Origin of the sequence: Paenibacillus sp. FSL R7-0302 (assembly GCF_038006885.1) — a bacterium.
Classification (GTDB): Bacteria; Bacillota; Bacilli; order Paenibacillales; family Paenibacillaceae; genus Paenibacillus_AQ.
Map to the genome: position 1 here is coordinate 1,563,694 of NZ_JBBOWB010000001.1, position 17,511 is coordinate 1,581,204.

At 56.0% G+C, this 17,511-nt stretch carries 12 protein-coding genes; 7 read left to right on the forward strand and 5 right to left on the reverse strand.

Translation table 11 applies throughout. The features are described from left to right. Positions 1–33: 33 nt before the first annotated feature. Both MKY96_RS06550 and MKY96_RS06555 read right to left on the reverse strand, forming a co-directional pair. Positions 34–1,062: a CdaR family transcriptional regulator gene (locus MKY96_RS06550; protein ID WP_340939323.1), complete on the reverse strand. Its 1,029-nt coding sequence runs from the start codon at positions 1,060–1,062 to the stop codon at positions 34–36. Positions 1,063–1,309: 247 nt separating this feature from the next. Further along, entirely contained in the window at positions 1,310–2,224 is a 915-nt protein-coding gene (locus MKY96_RS06555; protein WP_340939324.1) for a dihydrodipicolinate synthase family protein, read from the reverse strand. 96 nt (positions 2,225–2,320) lie between these two features. Between MKY96_RS06555 and MKY96_RS06560 the strand changes: the two genes are divergently transcribed. From MKY96_RS06560 to MKY96_RS06570, 3 genes are read left to right on the forward strand one after another with little or no spacing between them, the layout of a single operon-like run. After that, positions 2,321–3,079, forward strand: coding sequence for an IclR family transcriptional regulator (locus MKY96_RS06560; RefSeq protein WP_340939325.1), 759 nt, complete (start codon positions 2,321–2,323; stop codon positions 3,077–3,079). 41 nt (positions 3,080–3,120) lie between these two features. Continuing rightward, positions 3,121–5,100, forward strand: a complete 1,980-nt coding sequence (locus MKY96_RS06565; protein WP_445671422.1) for a YjhG/YagF family D-xylonate dehydratase — start codon at positions 3,121–3,123, stop codon at positions 5,098–5,100. After that, positions 5,097–6,680 (forward strand): glycoside hydrolase family 43 protein, encoded by a 1,584-nt coding sequence (locus MKY96_RS06570; protein WP_340939326.1) that lies wholly within the window; start codon positions 5,097–5,099, stop codon positions 6,678–6,680. Before MKY96_RS06565 ends, MKY96_RS06570 begins: the two co-directional genes overlap by 4 nt. Positions 6,681–7,071: 391 nt before the next feature. On the opposite strand, the gene MKY96_RS06575 is transcribed toward MKY96_RS06570, so the two are convergent. Beyond that, positions 7,072–8,688, reverse strand: coding sequence for a mannitol dehydrogenase family protein (locus MKY96_RS06575; RefSeq protein WP_340939328.1), 1,617 nt, complete (start codon positions 8,686–8,688; stop codon positions 7,072–7,074). Further along, a complete protein-coding gene (gene uxuA / locus MKY96_RS06580; RefSeq protein ID WP_340939329.1) occupies positions 8,689–9,765 on the reverse strand; it encodes a mannonate dehydratase in 1,077 nt (358 codons plus the stop codon). 227 nt (positions 9,766–9,992) lie between these two features. On the opposite strand from uxuA, the gene MKY96_RS06585 reads away from it, so the two are divergent. After that, complete coding sequence (locus MKY96_RS06585) at positions 9,993–10,646, forward strand: GntR family transcriptional regulator (protein WP_340939331.1); 654 nt, start codon at positions 9,993–9,995, stop codon at positions 10,644–10,646. A 207-nt stretch (positions 10,647–10,853) separates the two neighbouring features. On the opposite strand, the gene MKY96_RS06590 is transcribed toward MKY96_RS06585, so the two are convergent. Next, on the reverse strand, positions 10,854–11,759 hold the full coding sequence (locus tag MKY96_RS06590; RefSeq protein WP_340939332.1) for an AraC family transcriptional regulator: 906 nt from the start codon (positions 11,757–11,759) through the stop codon (positions 10,854–10,856). A gap of 194 nt (positions 11,760–11,953) precedes the next feature. Here MKY96_RS06590 and MKY96_RS06595 point away from each other — a divergent pair, with 194 nt between their 5' ends. From MKY96_RS06595 to MKY96_RS06605, 3 genes are all read left to right on the forward strand, one after another. Then, positions 11,954–14,035, forward strand: a complete 2,082-nt coding sequence (locus tag MKY96_RS06595; RefSeq protein WP_340939335.1) for an alpha-glucuronidase family glycosyl hydrolase — start codon at positions 11,954–11,956, stop codon at positions 14,033–14,035. An 86-nt stretch (positions 14,036–14,121) separates the two neighbouring features. Continuing rightward, positions 14,122–14,916, forward strand: a complete 795-nt coding sequence (locus tag MKY96_RS06600; RefSeq protein WP_340939337.1) for a Nif3-like dinuclear metal center hexameric protein — start codon at positions 14,122–14,124, stop codon at positions 14,914–14,916. 207 nt (positions 14,917–15,123) lie between these two features. Next, the gene (locus MKY96_RS06605) at positions 15,124–17,406 is read left to right on the forward strand and encodes an AraC family transcriptional regulator (protein WP_340939338.1); all 2,283 of its coding nucleotides are present in this window, start codon (positions 15,124–15,126) and stop codon (positions 17,404–17,406) included. Positions 17,407–17,511: the final 105 nt, after the last annotated feature.

Consider the following 17,511-nt stretch of genomic DNA (forward strand, 5'->3'; position numbering starts at 1 on the left):
AAACTGTGGCCCCGGGAATAATCCTGGGGCCATCTACTTGTACAATGCCAGCAGCTCATGCGTAATCTCGAAGAGCTGCAGCAGGTTCCTCGGGTCTTTCCCGGTGATGCTCTCGATCCGCTTGAGACGGTACTGCAGCGTATTGCGGTGGATGTTCAGCTGCTCAGCCGTCTGCGAGACACTGCAATTGTGATTGATGAAGCTGCGGAGCGTCTCCAGCAGATCGGCGGTATCCTCCAGCTTGATCGCCGTGCCGGGCTTGTCTGACAGCTTCGCCTGGCTGAGCTTCACCAGGAATTCCGCATCCTCGTAGCGGATTGATTGCTCAGTAGGGCGTAGTGCCAGAAGAACGCCAAGGGCAGCTTTGGCCTGACGGTAACCCTCCGCGATACTGGCCTCCAGCCGGCCCGAAGACAGCAGGAGCTGCGGCTGATTATGCAGCAGCTGCGCAATCAGCGGGCTGCAGTCCGGCCGGTTCTGGACCAGGATTACCCATGTATCCCCGTCGAGCTGGAAGGACGGATGCAGGAACAGAAGCTTCGCCTCATCCAGCTCCGGCCGCACATGCTTGAGATACAGCACGGTGGTCTTGAGCAGAAGATCGATCTGATAGGCCGCAGCCTCTTTTCGCAGCTTCTGGGAGTACGCTCCCTGATGGTCAAGGAGCATCTCCAGCAGAGCCTTCTTGCGATTGGCTTCGCTGGCCAGATGCTCCAGCGTATTTCTTTGCTCAATGAGCAGCGCTACCGTGGTCCTCACGATATTGCAGAAGGGCCGGACCTCTTCCGGGCTGCCGGAGATCCCGATCACACCTACGCGGGTATTGCCGATGACAATCGGTTCGTTGGTGCCTTTTTTCTCATATCGCCCATCCTCCATGACTTCGACCCTCTGCCCGGTGGACAGCGCCTTGACAGCCCCCCGATGAACGGTGCCCACCCTTGCCTTATGCCCGCTGCCGATGATGATCCCCTCATGATTCATGATGTTGATATTATAGGGGATGTCCATCATCATCTTGTCTACAATCTCCTGCGCCTGCTTCTCGGATAGCTGAAACAACCGGAACGCCCTCCTCGTCTTGAGCGGGTAACCGCCTCTATTGCCTCTACTTCACTCATTGTGCACCTGAACAAAATTATAGACTAACCTTCACCGCGAAGATAGGGGGAACATCACGAGGCAGTTTACACGGAACCGTGCAAGAAGCTGTACAAAAAAAAGCCAGCCCCAATGCGGGCTGACTGACCTTGATAGACGGGCTGACTTTGATAAATATGAATGGATGAGTGCGCACTATATATATCGCTTACCCTTGGGCAATACCCGCCCGGCTAAAAATCTGCTTCAGCCTATCCTCATGCTCTGCGCTCCATACCCCAGGCGAAGCCAGGCTGAAGGTGGATACCGGTACGCCGGACAAGCGGACAGCTTCCTTGATCGAAGCGATGAACGGGTCGTCGATGGCATACAGCGCCGGAATTTCAACGATCTGCCGGTTGAACTGAAGGACGCCTGCCAGGTCTCCCTTCTTGAAGCTGTCGTACACGCCAAGCATCAGCTGCGGAGCGAAGTTGGCACTGGCAGCGATCGCCCCGTCTCCTCCGGCAGCCAGCGTAGGCAGCAAATATTCGTCGAAGCCGCAGAATACCGAGAAGTCCGGACTGACCGCCTTCACCTGCATAATCATCTGGCGGATATGGCTAAGCTGGTCCACGGTATCCTTGATGCCCGCTACATTCGGATAATGTGCGGCAAGCCGGGCTACGAAGGCCGGAGTCAGATCCTGGCCGGTCATGGCCGGGAAGTTGTACAGCATGAGCGGTACATCGACCGCTTCCAGCACAGCGGCATAATGCGCGAACAGGGCGTCCCCGTTCAGCTTGTAGTAATACGGATTCATAATGACGATGCCGGTAGCTCCATGCTCAGCAGCATGGCGGGAGAGCCGGAGTGTCTCAGGGGCCGTATTGCTGCCGGTGCCGATCCAGGCCGGAAGACGGCCATTCGTATACTCCAGGCATAGCTCTGCGATCTCTTCACGCTGCTCTGCGGTGAACAGTGTGAATTCTCCGGCCGTTCCAAGGAAGAACAGACCGTGAACCCCTTTGGCGATCAGGCTGTCGATCAGCAGCTTCATTCCGTCACGGTCGAATTTTCCGGCGGAATCCAGAATGGTCGGGACGGGAGGAATGACACCTGCATTCGGGTGGCTAAGTTTCATTTTATTTTTGCCTCCTGGTTTGGTATTATAAACATATGATTATTATAGTGAACTTGGAAGGCTTAATCAATGGATTTATGAGAGGGGAATGAAGGTGTGGACCAGAAGTACTGGGTTCCGGCATTGGAACGGGCTGATCTGATTCTTAAGGCCATCTCAAGACAGACCGGAGCGCTTAAGATGACAGACCTTTGTGAGGAGACCGGCATTAACAAAAGCTCGATGTTCTCGCTGCTGCGCACCATGGAGACTCTGGGGTGGGTGGTGAAGGATGCGGGCGAGAGGTACGTGCTTGGTGCCGGAATCTCCTATTATAATACCGTCTATAATGATTCGCTTAAGCAGAATATGAATCTGGTAGAGCGGTTCCTGGCAGAGTCGGTGCAGAGTGTCGGAGCGGTGGGGGAGACCTTTCAGCTGTCGGTGCTGGACCGCGATGAGATTATTTATCTGGCCAAGCAGGAGGGGCAGTCCCTGGTGAGGCTGGAGTCCAGCCCCGGGATGCGGTTTCCGGCCCATGCGACTGCGATGGGCAAGATGATGCTGGCACTGCTGCCGGAGGGGGAACTGGAGCGGCGTTATCCGGGTAAAATGCTGCCTGCGGTCACTTCCCGCACGCTGACAGACTGGTCTGAGTTCACCGCAGCCCTGGCTGTGATCCGCAAGACCGGCTATGCGCTGGATCAGGAGGAGATTATCCAGGGCATCAGCTGCGCCGCTGCGCCTGTTCTGGATGCCGCAGGAAGGGCGGTTGCTGCGGTGAGCACCTCGATGCTTCAGCACGCATTCGATGCGAAGCGGGAGATTGCGCTGCGTGAGGTGAAGGCGCTGGCGGGGAAGCTCTCACTGTCATAGACATCCGGGCACATTCATTCTGAGGGAGAGAAGGGATTCATATGAAATTGACCGTACAAGAGATTATGAAGGAAGACATCATTGAAGCTGTTCCGGTACATACCGCTGCGGAAGGTCCGGCAGGCCAGCTGCCGATCACCGGGGAGGTGCTGCGGAATGCACCGAGCGGAGAGATTTTTGGGATGACACAGAATGCCGGGATGGGCTGGAATCCGCTGCTGCTGAACCGGCCCCAGTACCTGATTCTCGGAACGATGGGCGGTATCCGGCGTGAGGACGGCACTCCGCTGGCGCTCGGATATCATACCGGCCACTGGGAGATCGGCGTGATGATGGAGGAGATTGCGGAGGAGCTTACCGCGAATGAGGGGATTCCGTTCGCCGGTTACGTCAGCGATCCCTGTGACGGCCGTTCCCAGGGAACCGCAGGCATGTTCGATTCCTTGCCTTACCGTAATGATGCGGCCATCGTGCTGCGGCGGCTGATTCGTTCACTCCCTACCCGCAAAGGTGTGCTTGGCGTAGCTACCTGCGACAAAGGCTTGCCCGCCATGCTGCTGGCCCTTGCCGGTATGCATAAGCTGCCGGGAATTATCGTCCCCGGCGGCGTAACCCTTCCGCCGGTGGAGGGAGAAGACGCAGGCAAGGTGCAGAGCATCGGGGCACGGTACAGCAACGGAGAGCTGTCCCTCGAAGAAGCGGCAGATCTCGGCTGCCGGGCCTGCGCGACGCCGGGCGGCGGTTGTCAGTTCCTCGGTACGGCGGCTACCGCCCAGGTCATTGCAGAGGCGCTGGGTATGGCGCTGCCGCACTCGGCACTGTCCCCTTCGGGCCAGCCGATCTGGAAGAATATCGGCCGCCAGTCGGCCCGGGCTCTTCAGCATCTGGACCAGAACGGTATCGTCATGAGCGACATTCTGACAGATCAGTCGATCCAGAATGCGATGGTGCTGCACGCTGCCTTCGGCGGCTCCACGAATCTTCTGCTGCATCTGCCGGCCATCGCCCATGCCGCCGGGCTGAAGGTTCCGACTGTCGAGGACTGGAACCGGGTGAACCGGATGGTACCGCGTCTTGTCAGCGTACTGCCGAATGGTCCGGTACCGCACCCGACCATCCGGGTGTTCCTGGCCGGGGGCGTTCCTGAGGTCATGCTGCATCTGCGCAAGCTGGGACTGATTGACGAGTCCGTGCTGACGGTTACGGGCCGGACACTGGGCGAGAATCTGGACTGGTGGGAGAGCTCACAGCGCCGGACGGAGCTGCGCCAGCGGCTGCTGGAAGCGGACGGCGTAGACCCGGATTCCGTGATCATGAGCCCGGAAGAGGCCAAGCGCCAGGGCATGGCGTCCACCATGACATTCCCGGTCGGCAATCTCTGCCCGGAAGGCGCAGTCATCAAATCGGCCGCGATCGATCCTGCCGTTCTGGACAGCGAGGGTGTCTATCGCCATACCGGACGAGTGAAGGTGTTCACCACAGAGAGAGCCGCCATCCGCAGCATCAAGCTGGGCATGGTCCATGCCGGGGATATTCTGGCTGTCATCGGCCGCGGGCCGAGCGGGACCGGGATGGAGGAGACCTACCAGCTCACCTCGGCGCTCAAGCATCTGCCCTACGGCAAATATGTCACGCTGATCACGGATGCCCGTTTCTCCGGCGTATCCACCGGTGCCTGTATCGGCCACATGGGCCCGGAAGCGCTGGCTGGCGGCCCGCTCGGCAAGCTGCGCGATAATGACTGGGTGGAAGTGCGGATCGATACGGTGACTCTGGAAGGAAGCGTGAATCTGGTAGGTGAGGGAGATGAGCCGCTGACCAAGGAAGCGGGAACGCTGATTCTTGCTTCGCGGACACCGCATCCGGGCCTGGCAGTAGACCCGGGTCTGCCGGAGGACACCCGGCTGTGGGCTGCGCTTCAAGCGGCCAGCGGCGGAACCTGGAAGGGCTGTATCTACGATACCGACAAAATCATTGCCTTACTGGAAGCAGGACGGCAAGCATTGGAGGAGAAACTATGAGCCGAAATCTGATTCATAATCCGATTCTGCGCGGATTTCATCCCGACCCGTCGATCTGCCGGGCTGGAGATGACTACTACATTGCTACTTCAACCTTTGAATGGTTCCCCGGCGTGCGGATTCATCATTCGCGCGATCTGGTGAACTGGCGGCCGCTGACGTATGCGCTGACCCGCAGCTCACAGCTCAATATGGAAGGGGACCCGGATTCCGGGGGCATATGGGCGCCCTGCCTTACGTACGATAATGGACTCTTTTATCTGATCTATACCGATGTCAAAAGCCGTCAGGGAGCCTTCAAGGATACGCCGAACTATCTGGTAACTGCAGAGAATATTGAAGGCCCTTGGTCCGAGCCTGTGTACCTGAACAGCAGCGGCTTCGACCCTTCGCTGTTCCATGATGAAGACGGACGCAAATGGCTGGTCAACATGCTGTGGGATCACCGCACCGGGCGCAACAGCTTCGCAGGTATTGTGCTCCAGGAATATTCGGTGGAAGAGCAGCGCCTGGTCGGACCGGTTACTCCGATCTACAAGGGAACAGAGCTGGCCCTAACCGAAGGCCCGCATCTGTACCGCAAGGACGGCTGGTATTATCTGATTACCGCTGAGGGCGGTACGCAGTATAACCATGCGGTGACCGTAGCCCGCGCGAAGCAGATTGAAGGTCCTTACGAGACCGCTCCCGTTAATCCGCTGCTGACCTCTGCCGGTAATCCCGAGCTTGCGCTGCAAAAAGCAGGCCATGCCAGTCTGGTAGAGACGCAGACCGGCGAATGGTACATGGTCCATCTGTGCGGCCGTCCCGTGAAGGACAACTACTGCAATCTGGGCCGGGAGACGGCGATTCAGCGCGTCATATTCACAGAAGAGGGCTGGCTGGCCCTGTTCGGGGGCGGGAACGCTCCGGCGCTGACCGTGGAAAGCCCGGATCTTCCGGCCCATCCTTTTACACCAGCCGCTCCGCGTGACGACTTCGAGGCTCCGCAGCTGGATGTCCGCTGGAGCACCCTGCGGGTGCCTGCGGATGAATCCTGGCTCTCGCTTCAGGACCGTCCGGGATACCTGCGCCTGCGTGGCAGGGAATCGATGAGCTCCATGCACCGCCAGAGTCTGGTGGCCCTGCGCCAGCAGGCCTTCCGTTGCAGCGCCGAGACCTCGGTCGACTTCGAGCCGGAGCATTTCCAGCAGATGGCCGGTCTGATCGTCTATTACGATACGAAGGATTACCTCTATCTGCGGATCACGCACGATGAAGTCCTTGGCCGAACTCTGGGACTCATCCGCTCCAAGGATGGAGTCTATGAAGACACTCTGACGCCTGAAGTGCCGCTGCCTCCCGGAGTAAGCGTAGCACTTAAGGTCGTCATCGACGGCGAGCTCGCCCAGTTTTACTACAAGTTCGGCGAATCCGCTTGGGAGAAGCTCGGGCCGGCCCTGGAAATCTATCATCTGTCCGATGACTTCCCGGCCTACATCCGCTTCACCGGCACCTTCATCGGCATGTGTGCACAGGATCTCAGCGGAACGCTGCATCCGGCGGATTTTGATTACTTTGAGTATCTGGAGCAGGAGTAGAACAGACCCTTCCCCCAGTTGCTTTCAAACACCAAAAAGACCAGGAGCTTTCTCCTGGTCTTTTTGGTGTGATATAGGTGTAGTCCGATGGGCTGGGCGGGCAGCCAAACCGTGCAAACTGTGGAAATGTAGTGCATAAATACCCTTTAATTTCGCAAATTTAGCCGAACCGGGGAGATGAAGAGCATTAATACCCTTGGATTCTCCGAAATGAGCCCATCCGCAGAAATTAGGTGTATTAATGCACTTGAATTCTCCGAATCGAGCTCATCCGCGAAAATGAGGTGTATTTATGCACTTGAATCCCTGACGGCCTGCCCTCCAAACAACCCGGCCTCCAAACGCCCCGGCGGCCCAACCATCCAGCCGCCGGGCCGCCACCGCCCACTACTCAGGCCGTGTACTTCTCCAGCGTAGCCCTTACCGCACCCGGACCCGCCAGCATCTCGGTGAACATGTCCTCGATAGTCCCGCCAAGTCCGGCGGCGTACAGGTCCACGCCGAAGATGGCCTGATCCTCCAGCACCGCACGTACGCCAGCGGCCTTCGCAGCAAGCGCGCCCAGCGTAATTCCCGCAAGCCGCGTTTGCAGCGATTCCAGCAGCGGGTCGGAACTGAGCGTGAACGCAGCGCCTTCGTCGTTCACGCCGAGCAAGTACCGGCACCAGGCAGCGATAGCCAGCGGTATGGCAGTCAGCTGCGACGGGTCCAGATCTTCCCGGCGGATATACGACTTGATCGTCTCGCCGAAGCGGATGCCGACCTTCTGCGAGGTATCCGTAGCGATCCGCTGCGGAGTGTCCGGGATGAACGGGTTGGCGAACCGTTCCTGCAGCACCTCGTCCAGGAATTGCTTCGGACTCAGAATGCCCGGATCAACGACAACCGGCAGGCCCTCCTTGTAGCCGATGGTCTCCACGAGCTTGCGAAGCGTGGCGTCCTTCATCTCATCGGCAATCAGCGTGTAGCCGAGCAGACAGCCGGTTACTGCCAGCGCCGTATGCAGCGGGTTGAGGCAGGTGGTTACCTTCATCGTCTCCACGTTATTGACCGTGTCGCGGTCCGTGAAGATCACACCGGCTGCTTCAAGTGCCGGACGGCCGTTGGTGAACTTATCCTCAATGACCAGATACTCGCTGATCTCCGCATTAACGAAGGGAGCAGTGTACGTGTTCTTGGAGGTGACGATCACATCCATGCCGCCGATTCCCTGCTCCAGCAATGCTGCCTGGACGGATTCGGACGGGCGCGGGGTGATTTTGTCGATCATGGACAGCGGGAAGGTAATCTTCTGCTCATCCTCAAGGTAGGCTACGAACCCTTCCTCTACAAAACCCTTAGCGGCCCATTCCTTGGCGATCGTAACCATGCCGTTCTTCAGCTTGTCGCCGTTATGCGAGCAATTGTCCATGCTGACGAAGGTCATCGGATACTGGCCCTTCAGGTAACGCTTGTAGGCGAAGGATGCCACGATGCTCATGGCGTGAACCGGATGCTCCGGTCCTCCGGCGATATCCTTCTGCACGATGCCAAGGTACTGTCCATCAGGACCGGTCAGCGAATAGCCCTTCTCCGTAATCGTGAAGCTCGCCATCTGCAGGCTGGGATTCTCGAAAATCTCAGTCAGGCGGCTGTAATCCGCTTCCCGCGTCTTATCTGCAGTGATGCCTTCGACGATGCTGCTGACGATCCGCTTCTGGAAGTCGCCCGCCGCATTCATCAGCACCAGCAGAGTCAGATTGTCATAAGGCTGGTAGACCTTGTCGATCATCTCGAAGTCGAAGGTCTCGGCGGCGATGATGCCGGTATCGGCCTTGCCGCTGTCCAGCAGCTTCTGGTGCGCATTCGCCACGAAGCCTCTGAAGATATTGCCTGCCCCGAAGTGAACCCACTCCGGCTTCGCAAGCGTATTCTGCGCTACCGCTGCGAAATCGAACTGCGGCAGCTCTGCCCCTGCGGCTTCCCAGGCTTCCCGGTCCGCGATGCTGCTTCTGCTCAGACTCAGCATTTACTTGGCCCCCTTGACATTCTCCAGGCTGTCCCATACGCCGAGCAGATACATGATACCCATCGCTCTGTCGTAGAGGCCATATCCCGGACGGCAGTTCTTTTCCTCGCCCCAGAGATGTCTGCCATGGTCCGGACGCACATAACCGGTGAAGCCGCTCTCATGATACGCCTTAACAACCTCTGCAACATCTACGCTGCCATCACGGCCCCGGTGGGATACCTCAATGAAGTCGCCGTTCTCGAACACCTTCACATTACGGATATGGGCAAAATAAATCCGGTCACTGAACTCGCGGATCATCGCCGGAAGATCATTCTCCGGGTTCGTTCCAAGCGATCCGGTACAGAAGGTCAGGCCATTATACGGGCTGTCCACCATGTCCAGGAAGCGGCGGATCGTATCGCGGCTGCGGATAATGCGCGGCAGTCCGAAGATCGGCCAGGCCGGATCATCCGGGTGAATTGCCATTTTGATATCTACTTCTTCACACACCGGAATGATACGCTCCAGGAAATACTTCAGGTTGTCGAACAGCTTATCCTCGGTAACGTCAGCATACGCCGCGAACAGCTCATCCAGCTTGGCCAGCCGCTCCGGCTCCCAGCCCGGCATCGTGAATTGTCCGGCACCCTTCAGGATGCGGTCTACCATCTCACGCGGATTGTCGGTAATGGCAGCCTTTTCATAAAAGAGGGCATTCGAGCCGTCCGGCAGCTCCTTGTACAGCTCGGTACGGGTCCAGTCGAACACCGGCATGAAGTTGTAGCAGATGACCTTGACGCCAACCTTGGCCAGCTTGCGGATCGTATCGATATAGATGTCAATGTATTTGTCGCGGGACGGCAGTCCGATTTTGATATCATCATGAACGTTGACGCTTTCAACAACCGCTGTGCTGAAGCCCTTGGCTGTGATTTGATCGGCCACCTTCTGGATGTCTTCCATCTCCCAGACCTCACCGGCCACCTTGTGGTGCAGCGACCAGACGATGCCCATAACGCCCGGGATTTGACGGATGTGGTCAAGAGTGATGTTGTCATTGCCCTCGCCGTACCATCTCCATGTCATATTCATTGTTATTTTCCTCCTTAAGTGAGATAAGCATAAATACAAATGATAACCTTCCGAAGCCTTGTGACAATTGACCTTACAGAACCAGCGTTACATGTGGCATAATCTTGTATACAAGACTCAATTCGTAATGATCATAGAATATGCGTTCATCTTTGTCAATGAAATTCATATCCCTTTTCTATATAATGGGGGGAAGAACAATCCCGAACAGAAAGTTGGTCTATTCCATGACTTCCAAAAAAGAAATAATGGCCTACCTCAAGCAGGAGATTCTCTCCCTTGAGCTGAAGCCGGGGGCGATGATCAGTGAGACGGCTCTGTCCGAGCGCTTCCAGCTGTCGCGGACGCCGATCCGTGATGTGCTGAAGCAGCTGTCCCTGGAGCAATACGTCGATATTTATCCCAAAAAAGGCAATCTCGTATCCTACATAGACCTGGAGTCCGTGGAACAGATTATCTACCTGCGCAATGTGCTGGAGAAGGAGATTATGAAATCGCTGGCCGGGAATATCCCGCTGAAAGGGCTGCATGAGCTGAGGGACAACCTTGCGCAGCAGCAGAAGTGTATTGAGCAGGCGGAGGGAGCGGAGGTGTTCCTGCAGCTCGATGACCAGTTCCACCGCACGATGTTCGGCCTGGCCGGGCGTGAGTTCCTGTGGGGGGTGCTCCAGCAGTTCAATGTGCACTACATCCGCTACCGCAAGCTGCATATGCTGAAGGACGAGAAGCTGGCGGCGATTCAGCAGGAGCATCAGCAACTGCTGGATTATATCGTGCAGGGGGACAGCGCGGGGATCGACGAGCTGCTGCACCACCATCTGCGGGCGGATATCGACTCCAAGAACCTCCAGGAGCATTTCGCCATGTATATCAAAAAATAGGGCTGGCCTACATCAAGCCCCGCCCGCAATAGCGCAAAAAGCCCGCCCTCATCAACGATGAAGGCAGGCTTTTACTAAAAATATAAGAACTTATATGTTGCACACGATAACTTATCCTTCTATTTCTCGCTGAAACGGTACCGTCCTTTAAAAGGACGGCGAAGCCGCTTCTACTTGATATAAAGCCGTACAGGCTCCGCGCTCTGCCTAGCTCCTGCCCTCGCGGTATTCCCGCGGTGACTGGCCGCTCCAGCGCTTGAACTGTCTGCTGAAATGGGCGATATCGCGGTAGCCGAGCAGGCCGGAGATCTGGCTGACGCTCAGGCTGTGGTCATCCAGCAGTACCTTGGCTTCATGCAGCATCTGCTCCGACAGGTAGACGCGGGGGGAGAGGCCGAATACCTGACGGAACACCCGGTAGCAATGCGAGGGGCTGATCCCCAGCTCAGCGGCGATGTCGTCAACGCCATAATGGCTGTCATAGGGCACCTCCTGCGTGAACTGCTGATAGACCAGGCTCTGGAGGCGGCTGCGGATCTGGTGGGCCAGCTCGATCCGCTCATAAGTGCCCGGGGAGGAATTGTCAGCCTCCAGGGAGAAGACCTCCCAGAGCTGGGCGAACAGCTCGAAGACGGCAGACTGCAGCCTCATGCGCTGGGAGATTGTGACGCTGCCGGAGCCGGAGGTGGAAATCTCCACCAGCCTGCTGAGGAGCGGTCCTAACCGGTGGGCCACATTGCTCTCTGAGGTGAACAATACATGATTCAGCCTGCTGAGCAGGGAGATGAACAGCTTGTCATCGATATCGAAATGGATACAGAAATAGGTGAAGGCCCCGCCGTTTCCGCTGCGGCTGGAGTGGATATCGCCCGGCCTCAAGAGGACCAGATCCCCGGCGCGCTGAAGGTAGCTGTGGTTGTTGACCGTGAGCAGCTGCTCTCCTTCAAGCACATAATTGAATTCATATTGGGGATGGGCGTGCTGCGGATAATCCCATTCCCCGCTCACCTTGCGCAGATGCATGCCGAACAGGTTGAGCGTGGTTTTCACATCCGGGATAATCGTTTCACTAAGGCTTTGCCCCGGGACCGGCGGTTCAAAAGCTGCAACCAATAGGATCGCCCCCTGATACTTTGCGTTCTCTTGATAGGGATGTACAGGCTGTACACTTGTTATTAGTATACAGGATTCTGCTTGATTTGGGTAAATATTAGCGTGATTTGACAATGTTCCGGGGCTGCGGCTGCGTGGTAGGATGAACCTGAATGAAATCTAGTATACAAGATGTATGCAGAGGAGATATGGACATGAGACAACAATCCGGGAATGAGTATGCTGCACAATATGACAGCGGATACAATGCGTGGCTAAGCTATCCTAAGCTTCAGCAAGGCCCCCTATATAAGCAATATGCGAAATGGTGCGGGGCGGTATCCGTTACAGAAGCCGGGGAGACCATCCAGGCTGCACTTCAGGAATGGACAAGAGGCATGGCCTCGCTATTGGGCCTTGAAGCCGTCTCCAAGCCGCAGCCGGAAGATTTCGGTGTGGCCTTCGGCACCTTCACGGGTGATCCGCTGATCCAGAGCCTGTTCGATGACAAGACCGTTCAAGCTGTAGGAGCAGAAGGGTTCGCCATCCGAACCAGCCAGTCCCTGAAATGCATCGCTGTAGGGGCTTCCTCCCAGGCAGGTGTGTTATACGGCGTCTTCCATCTGCTGCGCCTGATTGCCAGCGGCAAGGACATTGAGAATCTGGATGAAATAGTGAATCCTGTGAATTCGCTGCGGATGATTAATCACTGGGATAATTTCGACGGCAGCGTGGAGCGCGGCTATTCCGGCAGATCCTTCCTGTATGAGAATAACCAGTTCACGAAGGATATGGACAGAATTACAGACTATGCGCGGCTGATGTCTACCGCCGGCATTAACGCAATAGCGATCAACAACGTGAATGTTCATGCGCTGGAGACCTTGTTTATCTCCACCTATCTGCCGGATGTGGCAAGAATCGCCGACATCTTCCGCATCTATGGCATCCGCCTGTTCCTGTGCGTGAACTTTGCCGGACCTATGCACGAAGGGGAAGTGGGCAGCGCAGATCCGCTGGATGCAGGCGTGCGGGAATGGTGGAAGTCGAGAGCAGCCGACATCTATGCTGCTATTCCCGATTTCGGCGGCTTCGTGGTCAAGGCCGATTCGGAGAACCGTCCCGGCCCGTTCACTTACGGGCGGAATCATGCAGACGGGGCTAACATGCTGGCGGAAGCCCTGGAGCCTTACGGCGGCATCGTGATCTGGCGCTGCTTTGTATACAACTGCAAGCAGGACTGGCGTGACCGCAAGACGGACCGGGCCAGAGCGGCTTATGACCATTTCAAGCCGCTGGACGGCCAGTTCCATGATAACGTCATTCTGCAGATCAAGAACGGCCCGATGGATTTCCAGGTCAGAGAGCCGGTATCTCCGCTCTTCGGCGCCCTGGAACGGACGAACCATGTGATCGAATTCCAGATCGCCCAGGAATATACCGGACAGCAGCGCCATGTCTGCTATCTCGTTCCGCAGTGGAAGGAGATTATGGAATTCGATACGCAGGCCAAGGGCGGCCCGGCCCCTGTTAAGCGGATCGTTGACGGATCGCTGTGGGGCAACCGCCTGAGCGGGATTGCGGCGGTATCCAATGTGGGCAATGACCGCAACTGGACCGGCCACCTGCTGGCTCAGGCGAATCTCTATGGCTTCGGGCGTCTGGCCTGGAATCCTGAGCTGAGTGCGGAGGAGATTACGGCCGAATGGATCGCCTTGACATTCGGCACGGACACAGCGGTTGCCGGAGTGATCAGCCGGATTCTGCTGGACTCCTGGGAGATCTATGAGTCATATACGTCGCCGCTTGGCGTAGGCTGGATGATCAATCCAGAGCATCACTACGGCCCGAATGTGGACGGCTATGAATATTCAATGTGGGGCACCTACCACTATGCCGATCATCAGGGCATCGGGGTAGACCGTACCGTGAATACCGGTACCGGCTACAGCGCACAGTACATGGGCAGCAACGCCGTACGTTATGATTCGCTGGAGGAATGCCCGGATGAGCTGCTGCTGTTCTTCCATCATGTGCCGTACACTCATGTGCTGCATTCCGGCAAAACCGTGATCCAGCATATCTACGATACGCATTTCGAAGGTGCAGAGCGCGCCGAAGGGCTTCTGGACGCATGGGGCGGACTGAAGGGCAGCATCGCAGACGGCCTGTACACTCAGGTGGAGGAACGCCTTAAGGGACAGGCGGCTCATGCCAAGGAATGGCGTGACCAGATTAATACGTATTTCTACCGCAAGAGCGGAATTGCAGATGCATTAGGCCGGACCATCTACTAAGGGAGCGTCTGCGTTCCGGACAGCCTTGTCCTGTCTTTTGACAGGCCAGGAACTCATTTGGCTAACATCAAGGAGGAGTAGATCTCATGGCACTGACTTTCAGTGATGTGATGGAGCACTTGAATGCAGGGGTACAGCTGCCCGTGAATACGGTGGATAGGCTTACGCCGGACGCTGCGGGAACAGAAGTGCAGGGAATCGTGGCTGCCTTCGCCGCTTCGCAATATGTAGTGGAGCAGGCGGCCCGGCTTGGCGCCAACCTGGTGATCACGCATGAAGGTGTATTTTATAGCCACCAGGGACACGGGAGTACGCTTGAGCAAGATTCCGTCTACCAGGAGAAGTCTGCACTGATTACAAGCAGCGGGGTAAGCCTCTATCGCTTCCATGACACGATACACCGCTATACGCCGGACGGGATTACCGAAGGGCTGCTGCGGGAGCTGGAATGGGAAGCATATGTAGAGCGGCATCTGCCCGAGGTGTCGATCCTCTCCATTCCTGAGATGACCGTTTCCGGGGTTGCAGAGTATCTGAAGCAGAAGTTGAATATCCCTTATGTCCGCGTTGCCGGGAACCTCTCCGCCACCTGCTCCAGAGCGGGAGTACTGGTCGGTTACCGGGGAAATGGCCAGTCGGTCATCCCGATGTACGAGCAGGAGTCGCTTGATCTGGTCATCGCCGGTGAAGGCCCTGAATGGGAGGTGCCTGAGTATATCCGCGATGCGGTCCGCCAGGGCAAGGACAGGGCGCTCATCATGCTCGGCCATGCCGAGAGCGAAGCGCCGGGAATGAAGCTGCTGGCGGAGCGGCTGGCCCGGCAGTTCCCGCAGGTGCCGGTGCATTACATTCAGGATCAGCCCGTATTTCAAATTGTATAGCTGGAGAAACCTCTTTGAAGGTGTAAGACCAAGGGACAATGGCTGTCCCTTCAGGTCTTCTGCCGGCAAAGAGGTTTTGTTTGTCCAGCCGGATGGCATAGTATAGCGGACTTGTTTACAAATTGACGATCTGGTTCATATTGCGGATTGCCCCCCGGGCACAACTATCATATAGTGGAATTCTATATGAGGTAAGGAGCGTAGAAGATGAAGCACAAGCACCTGAGGTTCAGCAGAAGTGTAGCCTTTAAATGGATCATCTCCTATTCAGTAATCATGATTATCCCGCTTATTGTTAGCGCTATCATCTATCTGCAGACCAAACAGATTGTCGAATATGAGATTGAACGTGCAGGCAACGCCATGCTTAAGCAGATGCAGAATACTGTAGACAGCGAGATTAATCAAGCTGAGAAATTAGCGATGCAGTTATCGATTCATAGCGGTGTGAACAAATTCTTATCCCTCACACCTGGCGCAGAGAGGGCCAGTTCCTTTCAGATCTATCAGATCCGGCAGGAGCTCAGCAAATACAAATCCGCCAATGATTTCATCGATGGGATCTATCTGTATTCAAGCAGTCTGGACCGTGTGCTGACAGATGAGACGTATACGGACAGTGAAACCTTTTATGCAATGAACAGTAAGATGATCGGATTGTCTTATCAGGAGTGGCTGGCACAGCTGAACGGTGAGACCGCAGGGCGAGAAGCCGCCCTTCCGTTTATTGAGTTTAAGCGCTGGGAGCAGAAGGTTGTGATGATGAAGCCCTTCACCAGTGCCACTGCAAGCAATGGACAGAAGGGGATGTTGGTTCTCCCGCTGAACGGCAGCAAGATTCATAGCATGCTGAAGAACGTGGACTGGGTAAATAACGGTGATGTGTACATTACCGATGATCATAATCAGGTATTATTCCGCAATAATGAGGCTTCTCCGCAGCAGCCAATGCCTGACGCTGAGGCTGGCGGTGAGACTGCGGGCACTTCTTTTCAGGATATTGCCGGCACGGAGAACATGGTCTCCTTCATTGATTCCGATAACACCAACTGGAAGTATATCAGCGTATTTCCTTCAAGCGTATTCTGGGAAAAAGCGCGGCAAATCCGCAATTTGAACCTGCTTGGGCTGTTCATCAGCTTTTTGATCGGGGCGGTGGTTATTTCTTACTTTGCCCGCAAGAACTATAATCCTGTCCGCGAGCTGGTCCATATGTTCTCGCCCTCCGCCGATGAACAGACGCAGCGGGTGCTGGATGAATTCTCCTTCATTCGGGAGAGTGCGCTGGCTACCATCCGGGAGAGGGATGATGTGAACAGCCGGCAGTTCAGGCAGCTCCGTGTGCTCCAGACCTACTACTTGTCGCAGCTGCTCAGAGGGCAGGCGGAGAACGGATTATCGCTGGAGGAAGTGGCCAGAGTTCATCATTTCCAGTGGGATTCCGAGGATTTTGCGGTGCTTCTGTTCTATATTCAGTCCGGCGGGGAAGAGGGGCCTTCGCCAAGCCTGTCCAATTTCATCGTATCCAATATCATCATGGATTTCACCGGACCGAATCACGTCCTGAGCTTCACCGAGATGGATGGCATGCTGGCGGCAGTGATGAACATTAACACCGGGCGTTCCGGCAGATGGAAAGAGGATATTGAAGAAGCACTCAGCCAAACCCTGGAGTTCATTCAGCGGAAATACGGTCTGCAGATCGCCATGGCCGGCAGTGAGCTGCTCTCGGGCATGGGAAGTTTGCATCAGGGGTATCTGCAGGCGCTGGAGGCTCAGGAATACCGGCTGGTGCTGGAGGAGAATACGACGGTCTGGTATGGGGATATTGAGCAGCAGCAGACGGATTATTACCTGACGATCAATGACGAGGTGGTTTTTATTAATCTGGTCAAAAGCGGTGACTTCGGGAAAGCGGCAGCGATGGTGGAGGAGATTCTGGCCCGCTTCTTCGGCTCCCAGGTGTCTATTGAGCTTGTGAGATATGCCATGATTGATTTAAGCAGCTCTATTATGAAGGCAGTCCCCCAGGAGACGAAGCGCTCCAAGCTATGGGAAGAATGGCGTCCGATGAAAAGGCTTCTGGCCTGCTCAACGCGCGCAGATTTCCGTAACGAGCTGACCGAGCTGATCCAGCTGGCCTGCAGCCAAGCCTCGGAAAAGCTTGCTTCAAATTCTGGAATCGGAGACCAGGTATCGGCCTTTGTGCAGGATCATTATGCGGATATCAACCTTAGTGTGTCCATGATTGGTGCCCATTTCGGGATCACGCCGCAGTATGTATCACGGTTGTTCAAAGAACAGAGCGGGCAGGGACTGCATGACTACATCAGTCAGGTGCGTACAGCCGAAGCCAAGAAACTGCTTCAGCAAGGCGTCACCATCGAGGAGATCTCCTCCCGTGTAGGATTTTCCAGCAGCAGTGCGTTCATTCGGGTATTCAAAAAGTATGAAGGCATCACGCCGGGGCGGTTCAAAGCTCTGCAATAAACAAACAGAATACACAATTTCCTGACAGGAGGATAGAAGCAGGCCGGATCTATCCTTCTTTTGCGTTTTTGACAATGAATTACGCATTTTGAATATTGTTTGTAT

Coding starts and splice junctions, on each gene's coding strand:
- MKY96_RS06555 (WP_340939324.1), bottom strand. CDS start 2,224: ATGAAACTTAGCCACCCGAATGCAGGTGTCATTCCTCCCGTCCCGACC.
- MKY96_RS06565 (WP_445671422.1), top strand. CDS start 3,121: ATGAAATTGACCGTACAAGAGATTATGAAGGAAGACATCATTGAAGCT.
- MKY96_RS06570 (WP_340939326.1), top strand. CDS start 5,097: ATGAGCCGAAATCTGATTCATAATCCGATTCTGCGCGGATTTCATCCC.
- MKY96_RS06575 (WP_340939328.1), bottom strand. CDS start 8,688: ATGCTGAGTCTGAGCAGAAGCAGCATCGCGGACCGGGAAGCCTGGGAA.
- uxuA (WP_340939329.1), bottom strand. CDS start 9,765: ATGAATATGACATGGAGATGGTACGGCGAGGGCAATGACAACATCACT.
- MKY96_RS06585 (WP_340939331.1), top strand. CDS start 9,993: ATGACTTCCAAAAAAGAAATAATGGCCTACCTCAAGCAGGAGATTCTC.
- MKY96_RS06595 (WP_340939335.1), top strand. CDS start 11,954: ATGAGACAACAATCCGGGAATGAGTATGCTGCACAATATGACAGCGGA.
- MKY96_RS06600 (WP_340939337.1), top strand. CDS start 14,122: ATGGCACTGACTTTCAGTGATGTGATGGAGCACTTGAATGCAGGGGTA.
- MKY96_RS06605 (WP_340939338.1), top strand. CDS start 15,124: ATGAAGCACAAGCACCTGAGGTTCAGCAGAAGTGTAGCCTTTAAATGG.